Source organism: Acinetobacter sp. AR2-3 (assembly GCF_001878775.1).
Lineage (GTDB): Bacteria > Pseudomonadota > Gammaproteobacteria > Pseudomonadales > Moraxellaceae > Acinetobacter > Acinetobacter lwoffii_D.
Map to the genome: position 1 here is coordinate 1 of NZ_MJIQ01000040.1, position 26,102 is coordinate 26,102.

General features: G+C 41.2%; 24 protein-coding genes, 1 tRNA gene and 1 pseudogene. 13 read left to right on the forward strand and 13 right to left on the reverse strand.

All coding sequences use genetic code 11. From position 1 onward, the window contains the following. Window positions 1–80: 80 nt before the first annotated feature. The gene (locus BFN00_RS07710) at window positions 81–1,427 is read left to right on the forward strand and encodes an MATE family efflux transporter (protein WP_071850976.1); all 1,347 of its coding nucleotides are present in this window, start codon (window positions 81–83) and stop codon (window positions 1,425–1,427) included. A gap of 63 nt (window positions 1,428–1,490) precedes the next feature. On the opposite strand, the gene BFN00_RS07715 is transcribed toward BFN00_RS07710, so the two are convergent. Both BFN00_RS07715 and map read right to left on the reverse strand, forming a co-directional pair. Next, window positions 1,491–2,726 carry a pyridoxal phosphate-dependent aminotransferase gene (locus BFN00_RS07715; protein ID WP_071850978.1) on the reverse strand — a complete coding sequence of 412 codons (1,236 nt, stop codon included), beginning with the start codon at window positions 2,724–2,726 and terminating at the stop codon, window positions 1,491–1,493. 254 nt (window positions 2,727–2,980) lie between these two features. Further along, window positions 2,981–3,808: a type I methionyl aminopeptidase gene (gene map, locus BFN00_RS07720; RefSeq protein ID WP_071850980.1), complete on the reverse strand. Its 828-nt coding sequence runs from the start codon at window positions 3,806–3,808 to the stop codon at window positions 2,981–2,983. Between the two features lie 206 nt (window positions 3,809–4,014). Between map and rpsB the strand changes: the two genes are divergently transcribed. The 3 genes from rpsB (at window position 4,015) to BFN00_RS07735 (ending at window position 6,425) form a co-directional block, all read left to right on the forward strand. After that, on the forward strand, window positions 4,015–4,761 hold the full coding sequence (rpsB, locus tag BFN00_RS07725) for a 30S ribosomal protein S2 (protein ID WP_004279050.1): 747 nt from the start codon (window positions 4,015–4,017) through the stop codon (window positions 4,759–4,761). 142 nt (window positions 4,762–4,903) lie between these two features. Continuing rightward, window positions 4,904–5,779, forward strand: a complete 876-nt coding sequence (gene tsf / locus BFN00_RS07730) for a translation elongation factor Ts (RefSeq protein ID WP_004279049.1) — start codon at window positions 4,904–4,906, stop codon at window positions 5,777–5,779. 145 nt (window positions 5,780–5,924) lie between these two features. Continuing rightward, the gene (locus tag BFN00_RS07735; RefSeq protein ID WP_026055722.1) at window positions 5,925–6,425 is read left to right on the forward strand and encodes a DUF3465 domain-containing protein; all 501 of its coding nucleotides are present in this window, start codon (window positions 5,925–5,927) and stop codon (window positions 6,423–6,425) included. A gap of 33 nt (window positions 6,426–6,458) precedes the next feature. On the opposite strand, the gene BFN00_RS07740 is transcribed toward BFN00_RS07735, so the two are convergent. The 7 genes from BFN00_RS07740 to BFN00_RS07770 form a co-directional block, all read right to left on the reverse strand. Beyond that, window positions 6,459–6,914: an Mpo1 family 2-hydroxy fatty acid dioxygenase gene (locus tag BFN00_RS07740; protein ID WP_071850982.1), complete on the reverse strand. Its 456-nt coding sequence runs from the start codon at window positions 6,912–6,914 to the stop codon at window positions 6,459–6,461. Window positions 6,915–7,155: 241 nt separating this feature from the next. Continuing rightward, complete coding sequence (locus BFN00_RS07745) at window positions 7,156–7,770, reverse strand: septal ring lytic transglycosylase RlpA family protein (protein ID WP_004279046.1); 615 nt, start codon at window positions 7,768–7,770, stop codon at window positions 7,156–7,158. A gap of 288 nt (window positions 7,771–8,058) precedes the next feature. Beyond that, entirely contained in the window at window positions 8,059–9,060 is a 1,002-nt protein-coding gene (mltB, locus tag BFN00_RS07750; protein WP_071850985.1) for a lytic murein transglycosylase B, read from the reverse strand. Window positions 9,061–9,364: 304 nt separating this feature from the next. After that, window positions 9,365–10,018 (reverse strand): hypothetical protein, encoded by a 654-nt coding sequence (locus BFN00_RS07755; RefSeq protein ID WP_004645603.1) that lies wholly within the window; start codon window positions 10,016–10,018, stop codon window positions 9,365–9,367. Window positions 10,019–10,037: 19 nt separating this feature from the next. Next, entirely contained in the window at window positions 10,038–10,853 is an 816-nt protein-coding gene (gene queF / locus BFN00_RS07760; RefSeq protein ID WP_071850987.1) for an NADPH-dependent 7-cyano-7-deazaguanine reductase QueF, read from the reverse strand. Further along, window positions 10,853–11,626, reverse strand: coding sequence for an ABC transporter permease (locus BFN00_RS07765; RefSeq protein WP_004279041.1), 774 nt, complete (start codon window positions 11,624–11,626; stop codon window positions 10,853–10,855). The genes queF and BFN00_RS07765 overlap by 1 nt, the downstream gene beginning before the upstream one ends. Next, on the reverse strand, window positions 11,623–12,558 hold the full coding sequence (locus tag BFN00_RS07770) for an ABC transporter ATP-binding protein (RefSeq protein ID WP_071850989.1): 936 nt from the start codon (window positions 12,556–12,558) through the stop codon (window positions 11,623–11,625). The genes BFN00_RS07765 and BFN00_RS07770 overlap by 4 nt, the downstream gene beginning before the upstream one ends. Window positions 12,559–12,748: 190 nt before the next feature. Here BFN00_RS07770 and BFN00_RS07775 point away from each other — a divergent pair. Beyond that, a tRNA-Arg gene (locus BFN00_RS07775) sits at window positions 12,749–12,824 on the forward strand. Window positions 12,825–12,859: 35 nt separating this feature from the next. Here BFN00_RS07775 and BFN00_RS07780 read toward each other — a convergent pair. Next, on the reverse strand, window positions 12,860–14,431 hold the full coding sequence (locus BFN00_RS07780) for a sensor domain-containing diguanylate cyclase (RefSeq protein WP_071850991.1): 1,572 nt from the start codon (window positions 14,429–14,431) through the stop codon (window positions 12,860–12,862). 995 nt (window positions 14,432–15,426) lie between these two features. Here BFN00_RS07780 and BFN00_RS07790 point away from each other — a divergent pair. Further along, window positions 15,427–15,645: a hypothetical protein gene (locus tag BFN00_RS07790; RefSeq protein WP_005103627.1), complete on the forward strand. Its 219-nt coding sequence runs from the start codon at window positions 15,427–15,429 to the stop codon at window positions 15,643–15,645. Window positions 15,646–15,897: 252 nt separating this feature from the next. Here BFN00_RS07790 and BFN00_RS07795 read toward each other — a convergent pair whose 3' ends face one another. The 3 genes from BFN00_RS07795 to BFN00_RS07805 all read right to left on the reverse strand — a co-directional run bounded on the left by BFN00_RS07795 (window position 15,898) and on the right by BFN00_RS07805 (window position 17,915). Beyond that, on the reverse strand, window positions 15,898–16,248 hold the full coding sequence (locus tag BFN00_RS07795) for a hypothetical protein (protein WP_071850993.1): 351 nt from the start codon (window positions 16,246–16,248) through the stop codon (window positions 15,898–15,900). Between the two features lie 201 nt (window positions 16,249–16,449). Then, entirely contained in the window at window positions 16,450–17,115 is a 666-nt protein-coding gene (locus tag BFN00_RS07800) for a hypothetical protein (protein ID WP_044112094.1), read from the reverse strand. Between the two features lie 101 nt (window positions 17,116–17,216). After that, entirely contained in the window at window positions 17,217–17,915 is a 699-nt protein-coding gene (locus BFN00_RS07805; RefSeq protein WP_071850995.1) for a DUF3820 family protein, read from the reverse strand. A 335-nt stretch (window positions 17,916–18,250) separates the two neighbouring features. Here BFN00_RS07805 and BFN00_RS07810 point away from each other — a divergent pair, with 335 nt between their 5' ends. From BFN00_RS07810 to BFN00_RS07840, 7 genes and pseudogenes are all read left to right on the forward strand, one after another. Next, window positions 18,251–19,495 (forward strand): alpha/beta hydrolase family protein, encoded by a 1,245-nt coding sequence (locus tag BFN00_RS07810; RefSeq protein WP_071850997.1) that lies wholly within the window; start codon window positions 18,251–18,253, stop codon window positions 19,493–19,495. A 154-nt stretch (window positions 19,496–19,649) separates the two neighbouring features. Beyond that, window positions 19,650–20,900 carry a serine hydroxymethyltransferase gene (glyA, locus tag BFN00_RS07815; RefSeq protein WP_004645593.1) on the forward strand — a complete coding sequence of 417 codons (1,251 nt, stop codon included), beginning with the start codon at window positions 19,650–19,652 and terminating at the stop codon, window positions 20,898–20,900. Window positions 20,901–21,405: 505 nt separating this feature from the next. Further along, window positions 21,406–21,810: a nucleoside diphosphate kinase regulator gene (rnk, locus tag BFN00_RS07820; RefSeq protein ID WP_004279022.1), complete on the forward strand. Its 405-nt coding sequence runs from the start codon at window positions 21,406–21,408 to the stop codon at window positions 21,808–21,810. A 341-nt stretch (window positions 21,811–22,151) separates the two neighbouring features. Continuing rightward, window positions 22,152–22,943 carry a hypothetical protein gene (locus BFN00_RS07825; protein ID WP_005106474.1) on the forward strand — a complete coding sequence of 264 codons (792 nt, stop codon included), beginning with the start codon at window positions 22,152–22,154 and terminating at the stop codon, window positions 22,941–22,943. Between the two features lie 16 nt (window positions 22,944–22,959). Continuing rightward, window positions 22,960–24,093 carry a toxic anion resistance protein gene (locus tag BFN00_RS07830; protein WP_071850998.1) on the forward strand — a complete coding sequence of 378 codons (1,134 nt, stop codon included), beginning with the start codon at window positions 22,960–22,962 and terminating at the stop codon, window positions 24,091–24,093. A 37-nt stretch (window positions 24,094–24,130) separates the two neighbouring features. Beyond that, window positions 24,131–25,048: a hypothetical protein gene (locus BFN00_RS07835; RefSeq protein WP_071851000.1), complete on the forward strand. Its 918-nt coding sequence runs from the start codon at window positions 24,131–24,133 to the stop codon at window positions 25,046–25,048. A gap of 564 nt (window positions 25,049–25,612) precedes the next feature. Then, window positions 25,613–26,102: pseudogene (locus tag BFN00_RS07840) on the forward strand (alkyl hydroperoxide reductase subunit F); the annotation flags it as partial.

The following is a 26,102-nucleotide window of genomic DNA, read 5'->3' on the forward strand; positions in this document are numbered from 1 at the left end:
GTCTCGTGGGCTCGGAGATGTGTATAAGAGACAGCACTTCATTTGAGAATCTAAGAATTAAAAAATCGAGTGATAGGGTAATGAAACAGTTTCTGCATCTTTGGGTGCCTATTTTTCTCAGTAATGCCATTATTATGCTCAGTAGTTTGTTCGACGTGATTTTTCTATCACATTTTTCACCTCAGCATGTGGCTGCATTGGCAGTCTGTTTGTCTGTTTATTCTTTGTGCTTTGTGACGGGTATTGGGGTGTTACAGGGCATGATGCAAGAGCTGGCAGAAGCCAATGGACGTCAGGATTATGCGGATATACAACGTATTGTGAAGCAAAGTATTTTGATTATACTGGTGATTTCTGCTGTTGCGATGTACTTGTTTAATCATGCGACTCCTTTACTTCATTTTTTAAAGGCAGATGCGGCCTTACAGACATTGATTGTACCATGTCTGTGGCTGTTGGCTTGGACGATTCCAGCGCATTTATTGTTGCGTATTTTATATATTTTAACCCAAGCCTGTGGGCAGGCTAAGCGCGTGTTCTACGCCAATATGATCTATTTATTACTCAAAGTGGCTTCGGCTTATGTCTTGATTTATGGCATTGAGGGTTATGTTACAAGCTATGGGGTTGAAGGTGCATTCATGGCACATATGATTGTGCAGTGGGTACTGTTGTTTGTTTACTATTTTTTCTTCCTTGAGCAGAAGTTAAAGATCCAGTGGTCTGGTGTTTTCTTTCACTGGCAGACTTTGTTGAAAATTTTAAAAATTGGATTGCCCAATGCGGTGGTGACTTTTGTGGATGTATTTGCCATCAGCGCGATTGCTTTGCTGATCTTGCCTTTGGGTGACATTGTAGTGAATGCACATCAGGTGATGCTTGGTTTATTGGGCTTGATGTTTATGTTGCTGATGTCGATGGCATCCGCCTTCGGTATTTTGGTGTCGACTAAAATCGGTGCGGAGCAGATTGATGCTGCATGGCAACTCAGTAAGCGGGCATTGATGGCTGTGATGCTAATAGCTATCGTTGTCGTGTTGACTATTTGGGGCTTAGATAGTTGGATTGTAGGGTTATTTAGCAATGATGCGCAGGTGATTGCATTAGCCTTGGCATTGATCCTGTTAATGTGTTGGATGCATATCTTTGATGCGCTACTGGTGATTAGTTTGGCAATGCTACGTTGCTGGCGAGAAATTGTCAGACCAACGTTTATTTTTATCAGTACGGTGCTGGTCGTGGGCTTGGGTGGTGGTTGGTATGTGGCGTATTATCCAATGATACTGTTCAATTGGCAAAGCAATGCATTGGGGATTCATGGTTTTTGGTGGATGTTGAGTATTGCGTACACGATTGCAGCAAATCTATGTTTTGTTTGTTTGCTCATTAAATACTTGAGCTGTAAGCGAATACGGCTCACTGTTTAATACATGTTGAAGAACATAAAAAAACCCGCGATCAACGCGGGTTTTCTAAATCAAATGAGTTGATTATTGTGCAGCTTTTTCAGCTTCGATTGAAGCAATCGCAGCGTCAACGCCTTCAATTGAGTCAGCAGCTTTTTTGATACGTGCAAGTGCATCAACAAGTACTTCGTCAGCCGTTGCGTAAGAGATGCGCATGAAACCGCCAAGACCGAATGCATCGCCAGGAACCACTGCAACGCCAGTCTCTTCCAGTAACCATGCAGAGAATTCTGTGCAAGATTTAAGACCTTTGGCACGAATCAACGGTTTGATGTTGGCATATGCATAGAATGCACCATCAGCAGGCAGGCAAGAAATACCGTGAATATCATTCAAGCCTTTCACAACCAGGTCATGACGACGTTTGAATGCTTCAATCATTGGCTCAAGTACATCTTGAGGACCGTTCAATGCAGCTTCAGCAGCAACTTGCGAAATAGAAGTTGGGTTTGAAGTCGATTGAGACTGGATCTTCTTCATTGCGCCAATCAGTTTAGCAGGGCCCGCTGCGTAGCCTATACGCCAGCCAGTCATTGCATAAGCTTTAGACACACCGTTTAACACAATCGTGCGGTCATAAAGGTCTGGAGCAACAGTTGCGATGTTGTAGAACTCGTCATCCCAACGGATTGGTTCATACATGTCGTCAGATGCGATAAATACTTCTGGGTATTTACGAAGTACGTCAGCCAGCGCTTCAAGCTCAGCTTTAGTGTAGATCATACCTGTAGGGTTAGATGGGCTGTTCAATACCACTAGACGTGTTTTGTCCGTGATTGCAGCTTCTAATTGTTCAGGGGTGATTTTGAAACGTTGTTCTTCACCACATTTCACAATAACTGGTACGCCTTCAGCGATGATCACCATGTCCGGGTAGCTTACCCAGAAAGGTGCAGGAATAATCACTTCATCACCTTTGTTTAACAAAGCAAGTGCCAAGTTAAAGAATGATTGCTTACCACCACAAGAAACCAGAATCTGGTTTGCTGCATAGTCTAGGTTATTGTCGCGTTTGAATTTAGCAATAATGGCTTTTTTAAGACCTGGCGTACCGTCAACAGCGGTGTATTTGGTGAAACCGTTGTTAATCGCTGCAATTGCTGCATCTTTGATGTGTTGAGGGGTATCAAAATCTGGTTCACCTGCGCCCAAACCAATCACGTTATGACCTGCAGCTTTTAATTCAGCAGCTTTGTTGGTCACAGCAAGCGTAGGGGACGGTTTGATGGCATTCACACGATCAGAGAGACGTACGTCCACGGCAGTATTCCTTCTTATAGGGATTAAAAAATAAAAAGCACATTATCTTAGCCTAAAATGGTGCAGATAGGGCAAAAGAATTTGGAAAACTTTAAGGAAAAAATGGTGTATTGGCCGAACTTTATCTTGAATTTCGATGCGCTGGAAGCAGGCAAGGGGAGACTTTTTACATCTCGGTCATGCATACGAATGCATGAAATATAAAATAAAAATGGCCACTTTAAAGTGACCATTTTGTGTTGTTGATGTTGTGGTTACACACTAAAGCGTGACAAATCTTCGTCCGGGCGTGCTGTTAAAATTTCCGCGCCGGTTTTGGTCACCAGAATCGTATGTTCATATTGTGCTGACAATGAATGGTCTTTGGTGACCACTGTCCATTTATCACCGAGTAATTTGGTTTTCCAGTCACCACCATTGACCATTGGCTCAATGGTAAAGGTCATGCCTTCTTCAAGTACCATGCCGGTATCTGGCTGACCATAATGCAGCACTTGCGGTTCGTCATGGAAAGTTGTACCAATACCGTGACCACAATATTCACGTACCACGCCAAAACGCTCGGATTCAACATATTGCTGAATGGCATGACCAATATCGCCAATGGTTGAACCCGGTTTTACAGTTTCAATACCCCGGTACATGGCTTCTTGCGCTACCTTACATAGACGGTTGGCAAGGATCGTGGTTTCACCACCCACGATGTACATCATGTTGGTGTCACCATGATAGCCATCTTTAATCACGGTCACATCAATGTTCAGGATGTCGCCTTTTTTCAATTTTTTACTGTCTGATGGAATGCCGTGACACACTACGTGGTTCACAGAAGTACAAATAGTATGTTGGAAGGCAGGTCGACCCGGTGCAGCGCCATAGCCTAAGCATGCTGGAATCGCCTGTTGTTGATTGACAATATAGTCATGACAAATCGTATCAAGTTCCAGAGTGGTGACACCCGGAACAATATGCGGTTTGATCATATCCAAAACTTCTGCCGCCAGTCGCCCTGCCACACGCATTTTTTCAATTTCGTCAGAGGTTTTGATGAGTCGACGTGGAGCTTGGTAAGTGTTGTTCATGATCTCTAAAAACTTTTGGAAATTTGTGTGTGACTATGGTATAAATAGCCGCCCATTTTATCAAATGCTTTTTCGTGAATAAATTTCACGGGCTTTGTGCGATGAGGCAAAAAATCCGCACATATATCGACACATTACTCTGGGTGCCCTTTAGGGTGGAGAATGCGGGTATATGGAGGCCTAACCCAAACTTTAAGGTAAAGAAAATGGCAGATTACAACGTAAGCATGCGCGACCTTCTTCAAGCTGGCGCGCACTTTGGTCACCAAACTCGTTTCTGGAATCCAAAGATGCGTGATTACATCTTTGGTGCGCGTAACAAAATTCACATCATCAACCTTGAGCACACTGTTCCTGCGTTAAATGATGCTTTGAACTTTGCTAACAACTTGGCTAGCAAAAAGAACAAAGTTTTGTTCGTTGGTACTAAACGTGCAGCTTCTGCAATCATTCGTGAACAAGCTCAACGCGCTGGTCAACCATATGTAGATCACCGCTGGTTAGGTGGTATGTTAACGAACTGGAAAACACTTCGCCAATCTATCAACCGTTTAAAAGACCTTCAAACTCAATCTCAAGACGGCACTTTCGCTAAGCTGACTAAACGTGAAGCTCTAGAGCGTACTCGTGAGATGGAAAAACTTGAGCGTGGCTTAGGCGGCGTTAAAAACATGGGTGGTTTACCTGACGCATTATTCGTAATCGACGTTGATCACGAAGCGATTGCAATCAAAGAAGCGAAGAACCTTGGTATTCCTGTAATCGGTATCGTTGATACAAACTCTAACCCAGACAACGTAGACTACGTTATCCCGGGTAACGATGATGCGATCCGTGCAGTAACACTTTATGCTTCTGCTATGGCTGATGCGATTCTTGCTGGTAAAGAATATGCTCAATCACAAGCAAATGCACAAGCTAAAGCAGAAGAAGCTCCAGCTTCTGAGGCTTAATGCGTTTGACGCTAGCTTGTCATTTTTGCGACATGTGATGGTGGCAAAGTAAGCGTTATGTATGCAGGCGGCCCATGAGAACTCCTCTGGGCCGTTTCTGTTCTAAAAAGAATTCATTTTCTACCGAATTTAGGAGATAAACATGACTGCAGTTACAGCAAGCATGGTTAAAGAATTGCGCGATCGTACTGGTCTTGCAATGATGGAATGTAAAAAAGCTTTGACAGAAGCGGGCGGCGACGTTGAACTAGCGATCGACAACCTACGTAAATCTGGTCAAGCTAAAGCTGCTAAAAAAGCAGGTAACATTGCTGCTGACGGCGCAATCACAATTGCTCAAGACGGCAACAAAGCACTTCTTCTAGAAGTTAACTGTCAAACTGACTTCGTTGCAAAAGACGAAAACTTTGCTGGTTTCTCTGCGAAAGTTGCTGCTGCTGCACTTGCTGCAAACGTAACTGATCCTGCTCAAATCGCTGAATTGAAACTAGAAGATGGTGCAACTGTTGAAGAAGCGCGTATCGCTCTTGTTCAAAAGATCGGTGAAAACATCCAAGTACGTCGTGCGAAAATTGTTGAAGGCGAAAACCTTGCAGTTTACAAACACGGTCTTAAAATCGGTGTTGTTGTTTCTTACACTGGTGATGAAGCTACAGGTAAAGGCTTGGCAATGCACGTTGCTGCGTTCAACCCAGTTGCTGTAAATGCTGAAGGCGTTTCTGCTGAGCTTATCGCGAAAGAGAAAGAAATTGCTGAAGCGAAAGCACTTGAATCTGGCAAGCCAGCAAATATCGTTGAGAAGATGGTTGTAGGTTCTGTTGAGAAATACTTGAATGAAGTTGTGCTTGAGCGTCAAATGTACGTAATCGACAACGATAAGAAAGTTGCAGACGTTCTTAAAGCAACTGGTACTACAGTTGCAAACTTCGTTCGTTTCGAAGTTGGTGAAGGCATTGAGAAAAAAGCAGAAATGAGCTTCGCTGAAGAAGTTGCTGCTGCTCAAGCTGCTGCAAAATAATTCCTTAGGAATTAGAAAAAGCCCTATCTGATTGATGGGGCTTTTTTATGTTGATTTATTCTTCATCAGCAATTCAAGAATAGGATTTGGGTTTGGTGATAGAGCTCAGATCATGTATTCATCATTTAATAAAAAAGTTATAAAAATGCCAAATAAAACCAATCTGAGCATCGGTGCAGTCATTGCACTGTTGATTGCTGCTTATCTGGGCCTGGATCTACAACAATCCCAACCACTTATTCCATCCGCATCTGATACTACAACTGAAACGCTTGATTCAGAGCCTAATTTAGTACCCTCTCAAACGACTGATGATCTGGACCGAATTGCACGGGCGTTTCAACAGCGCCAGAGTGATCTACAAGTGCGTTCAAGCGGGCAGGTGATTGCCGTTTTGCCAGATGATCATGAAGGATCGCGCCATCAAAAGTTTATCCTCGAATTACCAAATGGCCAAACTGTACTGGTTGCACATAATATCGATCTGGCACCGCGTATTCAGAGTATTCAAAAACAGGATCAGGTCGAGTTTTATGGAGAATATGAATACAGTGACAAGGGCGGGGTGATTCACTGGACGCATCATGACCCTGCGCGAAAACATGTCGATGGCTGGTTAAAACATCAAGGAAGAACCTATCAATAAGGTTCTTCCAATTGGATAAATCGAATATGGCGTTTAAACGCTCATAATTGCGCTGTTATGGCGCGATTTCCAGTTCGGTAGGATTTTACCTAAATAGGCATCCATGCACCAAATTGGGCCAATGAGGAGGAATAGGAGGTCTTTGAAGAACGAAGGCTTTTTACCTTCCACTTTGTGCCCATAAAATTGGCCAATCCAGGCTAAGACAAACAGGGCAATAAAGAAACCGGTACCGACTGGCAGAATCCAGATGAGCCAAGCCATCACCAACGTTAATACAGCCATCGCTACTGCCAAAACAAGATCTAGGCGTGCATAGAAGATAAAAGCCAAAACCAGTAGCAGGGTAGTCAGCAAAGCGCTGAAATGCGCTAGAATGCCAATAATCGAAAAATAGATGGTCGGTACGCAAACCCAGTGAATCAGCTTATTGGTTTTATTTTGATGGCTGTCACTATATTCATCAAACCATTCAGATATTGTTTTCATTCTTCGCTCCATTCCATGAACATGTTTTGCTTATCTGGAAATATAAAGCAGAATCCGGATATGGTCAAAAGTTAATCATGCAGGTGAAGGGATTTTATTAGGCAGGATGAGTCTACCAAAATTTTATTGAAAGAACTTTAAGATAGTGCTGAGCAGAGGCGTTTATATTCTTCTGTAAAAATGAGCACAATAAAAAAGCCACATTACTGTGGCTTTTGTTAAATGTGTTGCAGGTCAAATCTTAAGAATTTGGACCAGCGACACGTTCAATACTGACTTTTGCAGTACCGGCACTGGTAATACCTAACTGTTTCGCAGCACCGTAAGATAAATCAACAACACGGTTGCCATGGAAAGGACCACGGTCATTTACTTTAACCACAACGCTCTTGCCGTTATTGCGGTTAGTTACGCGAATATAGCAGTTCAATGGCAGGCTACGATGAGCAGCCGTCATTGCGTTCATGTCAAAGGTTTCACCGCTTGCAGTTTTACGGCCGTGGAATTGACGACCATACCAAGACGCTGTACCTGTCTGACTGAATTTACGTACAGTATTAGAAGCCACTGTATTCAGTTTTTCAATCACTGAAGGCTCTTCTGCAGGAAGTTCAATTTTCGCTGCAATGGTTTCACGGCGAACTTTATCGCCAGAACGCTCAGTGATTGAAAGGCTGTTCAAATTTGTGAAATTTGAATTGAAGCTTTGAGCTTCTTTATTGAGTACTCGCGTGGCAAGACGCGAATTGTCATTTTCATTGGTGAATGAAGATGACGGAACCATATCTGCCTGCGATTGCGTCAGCGTGACGATCGTGGCAATGGCCATAAAAGACTTCAAAATTGAAGAATGCATCGAATCAACTCCTAACAGCATATCTATTGGTTGTTCATAAATGGCTGAAAAACCATATAAACATGCCTGATATTTAACTTATGCAACTACATTTAACGAAATGGATAATATTCATGCCGGCAATACCCTGTCTAGTGTTTAATTAAAATAGTTAAAAAAAGAACGCAAAATAAACAATTTTTGATCAAAAAATAATCAATATTGTAACATAATATTAAAAATGCTTAAAATACGTACAAATTAACCCATAAAAATGTTGACTTTCATAACTTGTATTAATTTTTAGTGTTAACGGCTGGTAATTTCGGTACCTAATAACCACAAAGCAGTGGCATACATACGGCTGCGATTATAAGTGGTAATCACTTGAAAATTTGGATAAGTGATGTAGTAAATCGGGCCATAATTCTCTTGTAATTGAATTGCATTGACCAGATCCAGATCGTCAATTTTTACGATTGGATTCATTGGGCTGATGCCTTGAGTTTTTAACACACCATAGGGGGTAGGTTGAGTCAGATCCTTGGCAATCACGGCATCTGGATTTGAACCGGTATAACGTGCCGGAAAGGCAATGGGCTGATTACGCTGCCAGCCATGCTGTGCCAGATAGTTGGCAATCGAACCAATCGCATCTACCGCTGAGTTACGCAGGTCAATATGACCATTGCCATCGTAGTCCACGCCGAATTTTGGAATGTTGCTCGGCATAAACTGCGGATAGCCAACAGCGCCGGCATACGAACCCACCACAGAAGAGGTGGCAACACCATCTCTATACGACCAGGCAATTAAAGCAGCCAGTTCATCCTGAAAATACTGGGCACGACGTTCATAGCCAAACCCTAAGGTTGCTAGGGCATCACGAGTGACAAAAGAGCCCTTGTTGCTACCAAAACCGGTTTCTACACCTAAAATGCCCAGAATGATCGCCTGTGGTACACCAAACTGCTGTTCAGCACGGTTAAGCGTTTCTGCATATTGCTGTTTAAAACGTACGCCGCGCTGAATGGTAGATTCAGCCAGGAAGTTAGTTTTATACGAATACCAAGGCTTACTTTCACCTGGGCGATTCATGATATTGATAATATTAGGCAAATTACGCGTCCCGCTCATGGCGGAATCTACTTGCTGGGCACTCAGCCCATAGCTCTGCATGGCGTTCTGCTTAAAAGCTGCATAAGAAGGGTGATATTGGAAATCGTTGGCCAGACTCAAACTGCTGAGACCAAATGCGGTAAGTGCGATTGAAAGCTGCTTAAACTTTTTATAAAAATCCGATTTCAACATCTTGCTACGATTTCCAGTTTTTTTGATGAGTTGCTGGCGATGTCATTTGAATCATGCCATGAAAAAGATTGATAAATTTTTTCAATCGTGGGGCTTAAAGTGCCAGATTAAAGATAACATTCGGATGAATAAGAGACCTAGCCGCTTATACAAAAATAGCGATGGATTGGCTATTTTTACGGCAGTCTGTCTTATAGAGCCGCTTATCTGTAACAAGCTATTTCACTGATCATAAAAAAGCCTGACCGAAGTCAGGCTAATTCCTCAAGATTTGTAGAAAATCTTGAAACCATGCTATCCAAAACTATTCTGTATAGAACAAAGTATCGTGATATTCAGCCATGGCACGCAGCTCATCTTTATTCAAATTCAGAATAATTTTATCTGCTGCCATATTGATGGCCTTGATCACTGCAGATGCACCAATATCTGCTGCCTTGCGTTTGATCATGCCAAGATCCAGGGTTTTATTAAAGTCGACCATAAAATGTCGGACTGTCGCTTCACCAAATTGCTTGTACAGGTTACTGAACGCTTGTTTATCGATACTCTGACCGGCTTTAAGTTCCGCATAATGATGTTTTAAATTAGTTACCAGATTGGCATCTAGTGACTCACCAATGCGGAAATGTCCTTCAGGATCTTTAAACAGACTGCGCTCAGAGAATGCAATCGACTCTCTAACTACGTCATTTGGTGCTTTACTCAATAACTGTTTCAGCAAAACTGCAACAGTCGACTTGATATAGCCAGCCAGTTTTTCCGCAGTATCGCGTTTATCACTGGCAGGGAAGCGACGCACCAGCTCGGTAAGAATCGCATCAATAATTTCATCATTAATCATTAATGCGGTTTTATCACGCAATGGGTAAAGCGGCTCACTTGAATTTTTGTTTTTTTGTGCAGTCTGAATTGTATTTAAAAGCTCTGCAGAAGGAATAAACCCAAAAAATGGCATTGTTCAACCTCAATGTTTTTTATTGTCGCGCTAAACGAATAGGGCGAGGCATCCATGTTAAATCCGATACACGGCAAGGGTTGATATCCAATCCACCACGGCGTGTATAGGTTGCGTAGACCATCAGCTTTTCCGGTTTCAGTTGCTGCCAGATATCGGCAAACATCTGCTCCACACATTGTTCGTGGAACCCATTATGCTGACGGTAGGAAATAATATAAGCTAAAATACTCTTATAACAAGGTTTTTTACCTTGATAACGTATAAAAACTGTTCCCCAGTCCGGCTGGCCAGTGACTGGGCAGTTACTTCTGAGTAAATGTGAATACAGCTGGATTTCACCTTCTGCTGCATCATCCGAATCCAAAGCCAATAAACTGGCATCTGGATGATTTTCTAGGCGCTCAGGTGTCAGCTCGTCAATACAGATACCTTCCGGCTTACTGATCTCTAATTCATCGACCTGAAACAGTTGCAGTTTGACTTCAGCTTCAGCCGCAGTAGATAAATCTTTTTCTACCGTCGCTATAAAGGCTTCTTTAGATTCAAACTTGGCAAAGTTCAGACTATTGAAATACAGCTTCAAGGATTTGGATTCGATCAGATTCGGCGAGGACCCTGGCAAGCTAATGCGGCCAATGGCGACTTGTGGCACACCTGCTGGATTTAACCAGGAAATTTCAAACACATGCCACCAGTCTGCACCTTGCTGAATCGCTTCAACATGTGCGTATTGTTCACGGGCAGGCGCGCGTAAAATCGGAAACAGAACATCAGGATGATATTCTGTCGGGTAATTGGTGTCTTTACCAAGGAGAGATTGTTCTACACTCATTATTCACGCATTCCTGAACCACGGGAGAGTAAATGATAGGCCACTGCATACAGCACGGCGCAACACAAGGTAATCACTGTCAGTGAAATGGCAACATTGACATCGCTATGTCCTAAAATGCCATAGCGGAACGCATTGACCATATACACGACAGGATTAATTAAAGATAAATTTTGCCAGAATGGGCTTAAGCTCGAAATAGCATAAAACACACCACCTAAATAGGTCAGTGGTGTTAAAACAAAAGTCGGGATGATCGAGATATCATCGAAAGATTTGGCATAGACGGCATTGATAAAACCACCCAAGGAAAACAGCAGGGAAGTAATCAAGACTGTATATATAGTCACAAACCAGTTGGTGATGTATAAATCGGCAAAAAATAAGCTCACGGCACTGACAATGATTGCCACCAGTATCCCACGAATCACACCGCCCAATACATGCCCCCATAAAATGGCATGCATCGGTACCGGACTCATGATCAGTTCTTCAATGCTTTTCTGGAATTTTGAGCTGAAGAAACTAGACGAGACGTTGGCATAGCTGTTGGTGATCACGGCCATCATAATCAGACCGGGCACAATGAACTCCATATAACTATAGCCGCCCATTTCTCCAATGCGTGAACCGACCAGATTACCGAAGATCACAAAGTACAGGCTCATGGTGATTGCAGGTGGCAACAGGGTCTGTGGCCAGATGCGCATAAAGCGACGCACTTCTTTATAGATAATGGTATATAAAGCTACGCTGAGTTGATTAATGTTCATTGCGCAGCTCCATCCAGATTTTTCTCGACCATTTTCACAAAAAGTTCTTCCAGACGATTGGATTTATTGCGCATACTGCGTACCTGAATATTCTGTGATTCCAGCAACTGGAACAGATCATTCATGGTATGTGCCTTATCCATGGTAATTTCTAAGGTCATCGGATCGATCAGGTTAAATCGCACGCCGATGATATCCAGATGCAAAGGTTCAATCGGTTCGGCCAGATCAAAAATAAACGATTCTTCATTGAGCTGACTCAGGAAGCTTTTCATGGTGGTGTCTTCTTTAATCACACCGCGATCGATAATCGCAATGCGGCGACACAACATTTCTGCTTCTTCTAGATAATGCGTGGTCAGAATGATGGAGGTGCCTTTTTCATTCATCTCGTTCAAAAATTCCCACATCGAACGACGCAGCTCGATATCAACACCAGCCGTCGGTTCATCCAGAATCAGCAGTTTCGGTTCATGCATCATGGCACGCGCGATCATCAGGCGACGTTTCATTCCGCCGGATAACATGCGGGCCTGAGTAGAGCGCTTTTCCCATAAACCCAGTTTGGTCAGATAAAGCTCCGCCCGTTCCTGTGCAATTTTTTTAGGAATGCCATAATAGCCTGCCTGAGTTACCAAAATATCAAAGGTTTTCTCAAACTGGGCAAAGTTGAATTCCTGAGGTACTACACCTAGGCACTGTTTGGCCTGGGAAGGGTGGGTATCCAGATTATGACCAAAAATTTCGACTGTACCGGAGGTTTTTTTTGTTAATGAGCTCATAATACCGATGGTAGTAGATTTTCCTGCGCCATTAGGCCCCAATAGCGCATAAAATTCACCTTCTGGTACATTTAAGTTAATCCCTTTCAATGCCTGAAAGCCATTGCGATAGGTCTTTGACACATCCCTTAAGATCAGTGCATCAGTCATGAATATCTCAAATGGTGAAAAGTTGAGATATTGTGAGTGATCTCGCAAAATAAGCCAAGTGATTCACATGCAATTCTGTGTTGCTGTTTTGGAACATTGTATAAAGCTTAAGCATAAAAATGATGAAGTTAGAGATAGTTGCTTTACCTTATGCTTTTTTTTGTTATGATGTGCGCGATCCAAAAAAGATGCGCTCATAGCTCAACTGGATAGAGTACAGGTCTCCGAAGCCTGTGGCGTGGGTTCGAGTCCCGCTGAGCGCACCATTTATTTAAACTATAAAACTGAAAAATAAATCAAATTAGTATCGCACACAGTTGCGGCCATCATCTTTCGCCCGATAAAGATTGTTATCGGCAATTTTCAAAACGTCTAGAATATTTTTAGAACTGTCTGGCCAAGAAGCAATACCAATCGAAATGCTGATGAAACCTATGTTGTGAATTTCTTTACATGCAATCTCTTTTCTGAACCTTTCTGCACTTTCATAAACTTCAGTAAGATTGCTGTTCGGTATAATAATGATAAATTCTTCACCGCCATAACGGCAGCAAATATCATCTTTACGAAATTTTTGCTGCATCGTCTTGGCAATATGCTTTAAGACAACATCACCTTGATCATGACCATAATTGTCATTCACGTTTTTAAAGTGATCCACATCCATCAGAAGTACTGAAAACGGGATGTTCATTTTCATGTTTTGAGTCATGACGTAATTTAAACCACGACGATTCATCAAGCCGGTTAAAGGATCCGTATTAATATGATGATCCATCTTGCTCATTTGTTGTGAAAATTTGCGAACACTGAGCAGTAGGGCTAACTTGAATTTTGTGACCTCATAGTACCAAGGCTGGATATTCTTAATTTTTGAACCGATTTCTGCCTGATTTAGCAGACTCGCCATATCTGCCAGTTGATTCAACGGGGCCGAGATAGAGTCAGACAGTCGCCATACAATATAAAAAACAAGCAGATAAAATAAAAAGAATCCTGCGGCTAATTTATAAAGGATAGAATTTGCCTGTTTAAGTAAATCATGGGTGGGTTGTTGGGAAACCACGATCCAGTTTGAAGTCGGAATATGAGAAAAACCCGCCAGATTATCAGTGCCCTGGCTATTGATTAAACGAATTTGACCATTTTTATGCGCATGCATATATTCCAGACCAGTATTATTGCTGGCCAATTGACCGATTCTTTCACGATCGGGATGGAAAATAATTTTATTTTCATTGTTAATCACATACATATAACTATTCTTATAATTTTTATAAGTGGTTAGAAGCTGATTAATTACATTTTTTTCTTTTAAATAAATCGCTGAACCGATGAAGCCCTGATAGTGATTTGACTTGTCAAAAATAGGTTGAGAAATAAACACAATCATATTTTTTTGCACAGAAAAATAGGGCGAAGATATATAAGTCGATTTTTTATGAAGAGAGTCAATAATCCCTTGAGTATGTTGTATTTTGCTTTTATCAATATGCAGAATATTAGGGGAAAAGTTTATCAGTCTGCCTTGGGTGTCACTGATCACAACACTGTTATAGTGTTCAGACTGATATTTTAATTTATTGACCTCGGCTTCTCTTAGCTCATTGTTATTAAAGTCTTGACCTAATATCTTGGCACTATAGTCCAGCTCAAGAAGCATATTTCTAAAATGGTTGTCTGTGCTTAATGCAATTTTATGTGCATGATCAGAGTTTAAGGCAAGAGAATTGTCGATTAACTGATTTTTTACGATCTGATAGCTAATAATGAGAGAAATAATAAAAAGGCTAGACACACTAAAAATAGCCAATAAAAGTATTAACTGCCTTAAATTGAGATCAAGGTGTTTCCTAAAATTATTAGCTGACATAAAAAATTAGATATACCTCGATATATTTATGAGCATTGTATTGCATTTATATTCAATGTTTAAGGTTGATATAAAATTAAATTTCCATTAAGTGGGAGCTTTGATTTCGATCAAATTTAGAATTTATAGATTGCTTGGCTGTAAATAGGGTGGATTTGAAAAGCTGAGTAAGGTTCTGAATATTTGACTATGCTGCAAATAAAAATATGGTATTTAACGTTCAGAAAATCAATTGAATAATTTTGATTTCCTCATGTAAGTTATTAAATAATCAGACAAAAATATGGTTAATTGACATTGATGGGAGGTTAAATTGTCGCCATTTTTTGAAAAATAATCATTTTAAAATTAGTCGTATCGATTCATGACAGCAGTTTCTTTGAATATTGCGTCCTTTTCCGGAAGTATTTTTTATTTATAAAAAATCATATTCCAACTTAAATTTTAAAGCGCTTATTGAGATTATGAACGAGAGTATTGAGCCGTCTATGCAACGGGAAGTTGTATGCTTAATAAGGTATTTTTCTAGAAATCAATAAATTAGATAAAGATGATATGAATGCAAAATTCTTCGTAAGACAAGCCAGAAATATTCTAATCTGCTTTAAAAAAATGACAATTGGAATCTTGTATAAGTCTTCTTTTAGAAGTGTAAAAGAGTATTGTTGGCTAAAAAAATACTGTTATATTGAACTCATGGTAGGTCGTAAAACCAATAAGACGCTACCGATAAGTTGGACGGATCAATGACAGTTAGTTGAGTTTGATGTTCATCACCAGACAATAAATCTAGCACTAGCCATCCAACACAGAGCTCGCAGAAATGCGAGCTTTTTTAATGTCTGCGCAATTCATTCAGTTTAATATTCTTTTTATTATAATCCCTCCAGATAAAAAAGTTTACATTGCCAAATTCGTTAACATCTTGAAGATTAATCGCTTGGCTAATTATGGTATAAAAAACTGCAAATTGGATAATGAGAGAGGAAGGAAAAATGTCAAAGATGATTGATATCAAGGTGAAAGATCAATTTAGCCAAGTGACTGAAGCGAAAGCGATGCTGCGTTCCTTTGCAGAGCACAACATTCATCATGCAGCTGAGTTGGTCAAAAAAATTGAACATATTGTGGTGGATGGTGAAACGATTCTGCCGAGTATTGAGCTATTATTTGAAAGCCAAAAATCTTCAAATATTTATCGCGTTGTCGAATAATTTAATCAGTGAACTTCAGATAGGTAGAAAAAAATTGAACTTATTTATCCGAAATCACCGATTCAGCAGTTAAAAAACTCACCATTTAGGTGAGTTTTTTATACTCTGGTATTTGCCAGCTTGGATACTAATGTATGCAGCTATAATCAGAAGCTGATTCAATCTCTAAGAGAAGACAACGTGGTAGTGAGCCTTGATTGGCCGAAGAAATTCCCCATACCAATAAAAAAGTTCGCTAGAGTGAGCAAGTATTTAAATCTGTTTAAGCTGTACATCCACATCATATTTTTCAAATTTTTGCAAAATCTGCGCTAAAGTTTGCTGTGCGGTTGTATGCTCAGGGCTTAAAGAAATTTCCTGACGAGTCGTGCTGTCAAAACATTCAATGGCCTGAATCAGCCAATGATGCTCAATGGGACTTTTTTGAATCAATATACGGCGCGGTTGCAAGCTATCACTGATCTGGCGGGGAAGCACATAGGTAATCGCCAGTTGCACAAATTGCAGTTCTTCAACCGGACTTAAAAAGGTGATCACCCAGTTGCCAACTTTACTCAGTTGCATGGGATTATCGAACGCATCGAATTCTAAATAATGTGACATATACATGATCCAATCGGATGTCTATGCTCACCTATATGGCGGGATTGTAATTCTTTTTCTATCACGCTTAAGTCGGATATTCCGAGCTTTAAATTTCGCTTGAATATAAATATTTCAAATAATCAATTAGTTATCTTAAAAAATCAAAGCTAGCTTATTGTTAAACTTGCTCATTTAAGAGTTTTAAAGACTAAGATCTTATTAGTCTTCAGCTTTATTTTGCTGTAATTGATCTAAAGCAAAATTGATCTGCTTCAGAATGTGATTCAATTCTTGGGGAGCAATACGGCTTTCCTGAAGGGACGTGATCCATTGCATTTGGCACAGTTTTAAACTGCGCGTATCCGGCGCCTGTAAAATCTGATGAATTTGCTGCTTGGCCATCAAGCCACAATATTTTTGTAAGCTTTCCATCATCATATATTTAAGGTCTTCAAAAGACATAGGTTGCAGTTCAGGCAGCTTTTTTGCATGGCTTGAATCCGTTTCAGCAGATGGAATGTCCTGCGCTACTTTAATGGATTCCATCTCAGGATGGAGTTCTTTTGTCGCAGAAGCTGCTGCTATCGATGAGTCCAACGATCGGTGAATCTCGGAGTGTGCCAGGTCAACTTTTGTATCTGTTCTTGCATCAGCCTGCTTTTGACTGATGGCTACCTCGCCCGTTTCAGCTGGAATAATTAAATCCATGGCATAAAGCTGATCTAAGAGTTCGGCAGGAGCAAGCTGTTGTTTTAAGCCATCATTTAATAAGTTGAAATCCTGGCTGCCGATCAGAACCAGTAAGCGGCGTTGGCGTGCGGTCAGTGGGATGGAGCGATCCTGTAGCACCTCGATCCCACGTTGAGTTTTATAAAAATGCATCATAGCTGAATAGATGGTTGCTAAAATTCAGCTAGAGCATAGTCTGTGAAAATTACATTAATATGAAGTATTTATTAAAATACTGAGGTTTATTTTGATAAGACCTATAATGTCGTGATCGCCGTATTTTCAAGGGCCTTACGTAAATAAGGATCCAGTTCATCCTGACGCAATAGCCATTGCACATAGTCAGTAGGAAGTTCGGCGATGGCAGTACCGCGATGTTTGCCAAAATTAATCGTACGTGGAATTCGGGCATCTTCAGAAGCGTCGAATAATTCCTGCATACTGTTGATTTTTAAATGATGCACAATATGCATCAAAATATTAGCAGTTAAAATAATATCCATATCGGCACGATGCGCTTTACGGATCATTTCACGCGCTCTTTCGCTGCCTTTGGTGATCATATAAATCAGGGCAGAAATATTGTGTGCTTCCGCATCTGGCCAGACCCGACGTGCTAAAGCCAAGGTGCAAATTGCCTTGATTTTCGAAGTATCTACTCCACATTTTTCGATGGCACGGACATCATAATCAATATTATGGCCGATCATGTAGATGGTTTCATCAGGCAGGCGAAAGGTACTGTAATGCGGCTGACCTTCCAGATCCGATTCCAGAATATGATGCACGGCCATGGCAGCAAAAGAAATGGCTTCGTCACAGGTATAGAGCTGATCAAACAGGCGACTTTTATCCAGACTTATTTTATGTTCTACAATTTCGACAGGCGCATAAGCAATTTCGATGGGTTGACCATTTAAAGTATGCGTTTCGGTATCAAGAATAATGGCCTGCATGTCGGAAATGTGCCTGAAAAAGAGAGGAGAGTAAAATCTAACATTATTATTTTGCAACTGACAATTGAATTGCTTTATTTCTGTATTAATTACCGGCTTTTTAACGTATGACGACTATTTGTATAGTTCTGGAGACAGAAACCTCTCTATTCTTAAGTTTGCATGCTGATTTCATAATAAATCTAAACCAGTGCGAATTTAGCAAAAAAATAACGCATTCTTTTCTTGATATTGTTTAGATAAATTGGGAAATTAGATATGGTTTTATCGTTTGTTAAAGATAAAACCAGAAAAACTCATTAGAGATGATAATAAATAAGATAAGGATAAGATCGATGAAACGTCAAGTATTGACCTGTACTCTTCTCACATTAAGTGTAGCCTTAACTGCTTGTAACGATGATAGTGATAATGATCGTTTTTACGAGTCCAAACCTGCTGTTCCAGTAAATAATATCGATAATCCAGTCGTGGCAACACCTGTAGCCTATACTCAAACGGATTTCTCCGGGATCGCTGACGAAAGTGTGATCATGACTTATAAGATGTTAGGAATTAATGGTAAGGAAACACAAGCTACTGCATTAGTTTTCACACCCGAGGGAACGCCTCCAGCTACAGGCTGGCCAATTGTGGCATGGGCACATGGAACTACCGGTGTAGCTGATCAGTGTGCGCCGAGTCGAAAAGCGCTGAATGATTATATTAAAGCCATGATTGGCGGGTTTCTCCAAGCTGGCTATATTGTAGTGGCACCTGACTATGAAGGTTTAGGAGAGCCAAGTGGAAAAGAACTTCATCCTTTCTTGAATCTGAAAAGTGAAGCTTATTCTATTACTGATGCAGTTGTGGCTGCACGAAATTATTTAGGTTCACAAGCGTCCAATCAATGGGTTGCAGTAGGGCATTCTCAAGGTGGCCAGGCAGCTTTAGGCGCTGCGCAATATGCAGCACGTGCTTCTAAGATGACCTATAAAGGTACGGTAGCTTTAGCACCTGCTTCTAATTTTAGCCTGATTTTGTCAGGTGGTGAGACGCAAGCTGGACAAGAAACCGATCTGGGTAAAAAGATTGAAACTTTGGCGTCTTTAGATACGTTCACGGCATTGATTACTGCCGGTTTACGTAATCCAAACCCAAATCTGCAATATAGCCAGATTTTTAAAACACCGACTGACCAGATCGCTAAGAATGCGGAAACTGATTGCTATGATGTACTGGGTAATAAATTTGGTGCTGCAATGGGACAGTATGCTCAAAATAACGGAACTTTAGAAGGATATCCTCGTACTCAAACTAACTTTATGAGTATTCCAGTCGTAAAGAGCTTCTTGGAAAAAGGTTCTCAGCCTTTACTTGTTAAAGTTTCTACGCCAGTGATTATTTATCAGGGTTCAGCAGATAGTACCGTTCCGAAAGCAGCAACAGATGTTTTGGTTGCACTCGCCAATCAGAAACAAACTTCAGTACGTTATATTACGGATGAGTCAAATGCGACTAAATGGGATCATGGTAGCGTCTATGCACTGAATATTCCTAATATTATTTCAGATGTAAAATCTCTAATGCCAATTCAATAACTTATTTTTATCTGAATGGCTCATGTTTTTTTAGATATGAGCCATTTTTATTGCAAACTGAATAAAGTTCATGATCGAAAATTTAAAACTTCATGCTACAATACGCGCCAATCTTAGCACGGCTTAAAAGCCCTAAATCAATAGGACCTCGCTAATGTTTGCCAATATCTCTATCGCTGAATTTGATCCAGAATTAGCTCAAGCAATCTCGAATGAAGATGCTCGTCAAGAAGCTCATATTGAGCTAATCGCTTCTGAAAACTACTGCTCACCAGCAGTTATGGAAGCTCAAGGTTCAAAACTTACTAACAAATATGCGGAAGGCTACCCAGGTAAACGCTACTATGGCGGTTGCGAGTATGTAGACGTTATCGAACAATTGGCGATTGACCGTGCTAAAGAACTCTTTGGTGCTGATTATGCTAACGTTCAGCCACATGCTGGTTCACAAGCAAACTCAGCAGTTTACTTAGCGCTTCTGAACCCGGGCGATACAGTTCTGGGTATGAGCCTTGCTCACGGTGGTCACTTGACTCACGGTGCAAAAGTAAGCTTCTCTGGTAAAACATATAATGCGATTCAGTACGGTTTAAACCCTGAAACTGGCGAGATCGATTACGAAGAAGTTGAGCGTTTAGCGCTTGAGCATAAGCCACGCATGATCGTTGCTGGTTTCTCTGCATACAGCCAGATCGTTGACTGGCAGCGTTTCCGTGAAATCGCGGACAAAGTTGGCGCTTATCTGTTTGTTGATATGGCTCACGTTGCAGGTTTAGTTGCTGCTGGCGTTTACCCAAGCCCGGTGCAAATTGCTGACGTTACGACGACGACGACTCACAAAACACTTCGTGGTCCACGTTCTGGTCTTATTCTTGCGAAAGCAAACGAAGAAATCGAGAAGAAACTTCAATCGGCTGTATTCCCAGGCAACCAGGGTGGTCCTTTGGTTCACGCAATTGCTGCAAAAGCAATCTGCTTTAAAGAAGCAATGGCACCTGAATACAAAGCTTACCAACAACAAGTTGTGGTAAATGCGAAAGCAATGGCTGAAGTATTGATCGCTCGTGGTTATGACGTAGTTTCTGGCGGTACTGAAAACCACTTGTTCTTGTTGTCTTTAATCAAACAAGACATTACAGGTAAAGAAGCTGATGCTTGGTTAGGTGCTGCTCACATTACTGTGAACAAAAACTCTGTACCAAACGATCCACGCTCTCCGTTCGTCACTTCAGGTATCCGTATCGGTACACCTGCAGTAACAACTCGCGGTTTCGGTGAAGCTGAAGTTCGTGAACTTGCAGGCTGGATCGCTGACATCCTAGATGCGAAAGGCGATGAAGCTGTTATCAACGCGGTGAAAGAGAAAGTTGCAGCGGTATGTGCTAAATTCCCAGTTTATGCATAATCGCTTATAAACGGAAAGGAGCTCCCAACCGGGAGCTTTTTTTATAGCTGTAAAAATAACGATGTAAAAGATGTTTAGACTTGATCGGGCTTATATAGATCAATTTCCATGCCGTAAGAGATTGAGTCATCAATAAAATCATATTGAGTTTTTCTCAATCTGGCTTAAAGTCTTTTATCAACTATTTGTATTTTTAAATGCTTTAAAAGAATGAATGCATTCGTTGCATGCTTTGCTTGAAATTATTTACAGGAATTATTTTCAGAACCTGACACTTTAAAAATAATAGGTTATTGAGCTGAAGATCATGGTAGATGAAGCGCTTGAGTGAATCCCATGTTACTGTAAGGTGGTGCTGATATAAGCGCCGTGAATGACATCATTCTTTTTATTTAAACGTTATATGGATCGGTATCATTTGAATATGGGTAAATCCTGTATTTAAAAATGCTGCTGGCGGTTGATTGATTAATTTTTCATTTATGCATTAAACAAGGTAATAAGGATGACTAAACCCAACATTATTTTATCTGAGCAAGATTTACATCGTCTGGAAACGATGCTGGAGAATCAGAGCAAGCTGAGCGAAACCATGATCCGCTTAGAGGATGAATTGGCACGTGCCGAAGTGGTCGAGCCGCAAGCGATCGCAAGCAATATCGTGACCATGCATTCCCGTGTGTTGTTGACCATTGCACCTTCTACGGAAGCTGTTGAGGTGACATTAGTTTACCCACACGAATTTAAAGGTGAAAAGGGGCAGGTCAATGTCATCGCACCGATAGGTGCAGCCATTTTGGGCTTAGCAGAAGGTCAAACCATTGAATGGCCACAACCGGATGGTAATACCATGAAAGTGACCATTGAAAAAGTGCTGTTTCAGCCGGAGAGCGAAGGGGATTATCTTTAAGCCAGCGTTGGATCATCCTTGAAAGCCATAGCAATATGGCTTTTTTTGTATATGGATTTTAAGTAAAACCTGATGTTGTAAGCATTTAGATCAGATTGAATACATTTTAAAGTTCTAAATGCTTAAAGTTAAATAATTCTCAAAATGCAATGTAGTCATTTATCTCTGCAATTGAATCGTATTGCCAAAATCATAATTAAAATAAAGATAAAACATGGATTTAGTTAAAGTGATGTAACGAATTTCTGGATAAATATACACAACGCGGTCTGTTTTTTTGCTACATTCGAAGATGTTCTAGACTTCTTTGTTTCACTTTTTTAAAGGATATCGCCTCAACCATGTCGCGCTTTGAAGCTCTACCTGCCTTGACTGACATGATGCTTGATCGTGAGGAAATTCTGGCGATTAAGCGTAATGAGCTTGTGCCTGTACTGGATAATCAATATGGGCTGAATCATTATGCAGATGCTTTGATTCAGGCACAGTCGGTTCTGCTGAATGGGGTCGATCCGCACTTGACCCAACAGTTAAGCCAGACCATTGAGCAATTGATTCAGGCGCTGGCAGAATCTAAAAAATATCTGAAAAAACGTAAATTTAATGCCCTGCAGAAATGGCTTGGTATTGATCTGGATTATGGCTCAAGTCAGGTAGAATATTATCAACGGCTGGACCGTTTGCTGGATCAGGCCGATCACTTAAGCCGTAAATTACAGATTGAAATCCAGAAATCCCAGTCGCGTTTTCAGCAGCTGTTGGGGTTGCGCGAACAGATGGCCAAGCACATTGTCGCTGCAGATGAGTTTTTATCTGAATATCCGCTATTCGTCAAAAACCAGCATCCACTGGATAATTTTTCAGAACGCCTCTCCAAGAAAATTAATACCTTACGTACCTTACAAAGCAGTAATGACATCGCCATTACCCAGATGCAGCTTTCGCAGCAGCTTTCCTTTAGCCTGCTGGATCGCTTTAAGGAAGCACAGCAGGTCTTGATTCCGGCTTGGCAATATCATGTCAAACAAAGCCAGACGAAACACTCGACAAGTGATCTGGAAAAACTTGATAATAGCCGTGAGAGTCTGATTAAAACGTTAAAAAAATCCCTCGAGAAGCCCTCGAAAACATAACAATATAAGGTGAACTATGACCAAGTCTGATTTAGTAAATTTACCTGTTGAAAGCTCGAATGAACTGGTCGAACAAAAATTCCAGCAAATGGACCTGAAAGAACTGGGCTTGCAGCCTGCTGACTTTCAGGAGGTGCTGGCTGCACGTAAAGAGTTGCAGAACATGAGTCATAACAGCGTGGCTGAGTATGGTAAAAATATTGCGACCAAAACTTCGACCTATACCGATGAATTGCTGAATCTGGTGCAAAATAGAGATCTGGATGCGACAGGACAGAAGCTGAATCAGGTGGTACAGGTGGCTCAGCAGCTGAATACCAGCAGTATTCTCAATAAAAAGAAAAGTTCGGGTTTTTTTGGCAATATCATTAGCAAATTCAAAGGTGCGAAAGATAACTTTGATGCGCATTTCAATACCACTAAAGAGCAGCTAGATGTACTGGTGAAAGAGATTGAAACCTCGCAATCCGGTTTGAAAGCACGTGTTGATACCCTGGATAAAATGTTTGACGGGGTACAGGATGAATATAAACAGCTCGGGGTACATATCGCCGCAGGCCGTTTACGCGAACAGGAGCTGCAGCAGGAAATTTCCACTTTAACCGCCTTGCCGCAAGATCAGAGCACCACCCAGAAAATTTATGACCTGAACCATCTGGCCAATAATCTGGAAAAACGTGTCAGTGATTTACAGGTATTGCAGCAATCTGCGATGCAGACCTTGCCAATGATCCGGATTATCCAGTCGAATAACCTGATGTTGGTCGACAAGTTCTATGCGATCAAAAACATTACTTTACCGGCGTGGAAAAACCAGATCAGTCTGGCGATTTCGTTGAATGAACAGAAGAACAGTGTACAGCTGGCCAATACTATTGATGATGCCACCAACGAGCTGCTGCGCCGTAATGCTGACCTGTTACATCAGAACTCGGTTGATACGGCTAAAGCCAATCAACGCTCGGTGATTGACATTGAAACGCTTGAACATGTGCAAAACACCCTCATTAAAACTGTAAATGATGTGATTCAGATTCAGAAAGAAGGTGTACAAAAACGCACAGAAGCAACCGTGCGTTTGAAAGCTTTGCAGGATAATCTGAATCATTTGGTGATTGAATCAAGTACCAGTGGATCCAAGCCCAACTAAATCAGGTAAGGCCAAAATCTGTAAGAAGGAGTAGAGATTGCCGCCCTTAGATGAATACGCCGTTAAGCCTCAGGACATCAAGCAGGGGGTAGTTGCACTCAAGAAACGTCAACGCAATTTGATGCTATTGGGTTTGACTACTTCTACCGTATTTATAGCCTCATTGATCAGCCTATTTTTCCAGCAGGAACTGGTCTATGGCTTTTTTGGCCTGAGTACTCAAGTACAGCAGTTGCATTTGCCGGTCAGTGTAGATGCCACACTGGCCAGCATTGGTGATAGTCCGGATTATTTTTTTAGTTTGCTGAGCTGGTTTGGCTGGCTGATTATTAAAATTTTTGCCTCTTTCATCGGTGCATTTTTTGTGATTGGCTTACTGAAAAAGTTGCGTTTCTTTTATGTTCGCTTTCAGTCTTTTGTGCTGAAATTTGTCGCCTGGCTGATTGCTTTTATCGTGATCTGGTCAGGATTGACTTACTGGCAGCATGATCTACGTAATGATCGGGATGATGCTTATCAGCAAGTGGTGTATTACGACAGCAATATCAATGACAGTGAAATCGCCCGTTATCTGGCCGATTCAGAGATTGCTGCACCAGTAAAGTCTTATTTATTGGCGCAAACGGCATTGCTGCATAAGCCGCAAGATTTATCTGCCGCAAAACCCTATGTTTTAAAATTGGTTGAGGCAGAAAAACAGGATCCTAAATTTGAACAATATGGTTTCAAGCCTGGACAAATCTGGACCATGCAGCAACAAGTCTATGGTCAAGCGATGACACCGGTCGCCAAGAGTGTAAATACGCAGGTGCAACAGGCGGATCAGTTGAGCCAGATCACTAATCTGGTCATTATTAGTGTTGCCATTTTATCGGCACTGCTCAGTCTAATCTTGTTTTTTTTGGCCAACTCAATCAAGGGTCGTTCTCTGCGTATCGAACAGCGGATTCATTAATTTCCCAAAATGCTCCTGAATAGGGTAATGCTGATCAGTTAAGGAATTTAGAAATAGACTCTTTAGCTTTTCAGTCGTTTATGAAAGATTCTTAACTTTTTAAATCAAATACTTGCAATATCACTTGTTACTTTGGTTTCGCCCAAAGTAACCAAAAGCATTTGTCATCCGCAAAACTCGTCAGCCACTATCCCTTAGTAAATTTGTCGCAAAAACAATCATTTTTTAATGTAGTCCTGCCTCAAACAGTTGCGGATGACTTTGCTACCTATCAAATATAATCTTGAATTTAAAAAAAATGCCAGTCAATTGCTTAACTGACTGGCCTGGCATTACCTGAATAGGGAGCATTTTTTGATGGAATTTCAACGCTATTTTTAAGACAACCTATTCAACTTGCTCTATATAGCCCAAAAATAAAAACAAGGCAGCATAAAGTCTATAACTGGATTAATAATCTAAAATACCGATCAATAAAATAAAAACAAACTGTTTTACCTATTTATTCAATTCATTTAATATCCTGTTATCAAATAAACATTTACTCCTTTGGAGACGTTAGCAATGTTAGATCAAAATACTTCAGCCCAACTTAAAACCTTATTAGAACGCCTAGAAGGCCCGATTGAACTGGTGGCGACTTTGGATGGCTCTGACAAATCAGCCAAAATCCAGGAACTGGTGTCCGAAGTGGCTGCACTGTCTGACCTGGTCACTGCACGCTTTGACGGGACCAATGCACGTGCGCCAAGTTTCGGGATTGCAAAAGCTGGTGAGGAACCATGTGTATTCTTTGCAGGCTTGCCAATGGGCCATGAGTTCACTTCGCTGATTCTGGCATTGCTGCAAACCTCAGGTTATGCACCGAAAGTCTCTGATGAAGTTCTGGCGAATATCAAGAGCCTAGGTGTTCAATCTAATTTCGATGTATTTGTATCCTTAAGCTGCCATAACTGTCCGGATGTGGTTCAGGCACTCAACCTGATTGCCATTTATAACCCGGGCACTACTGCCACCATGATTGATGGGGCCTTCTTCCAGGAAGAAGTCGAAG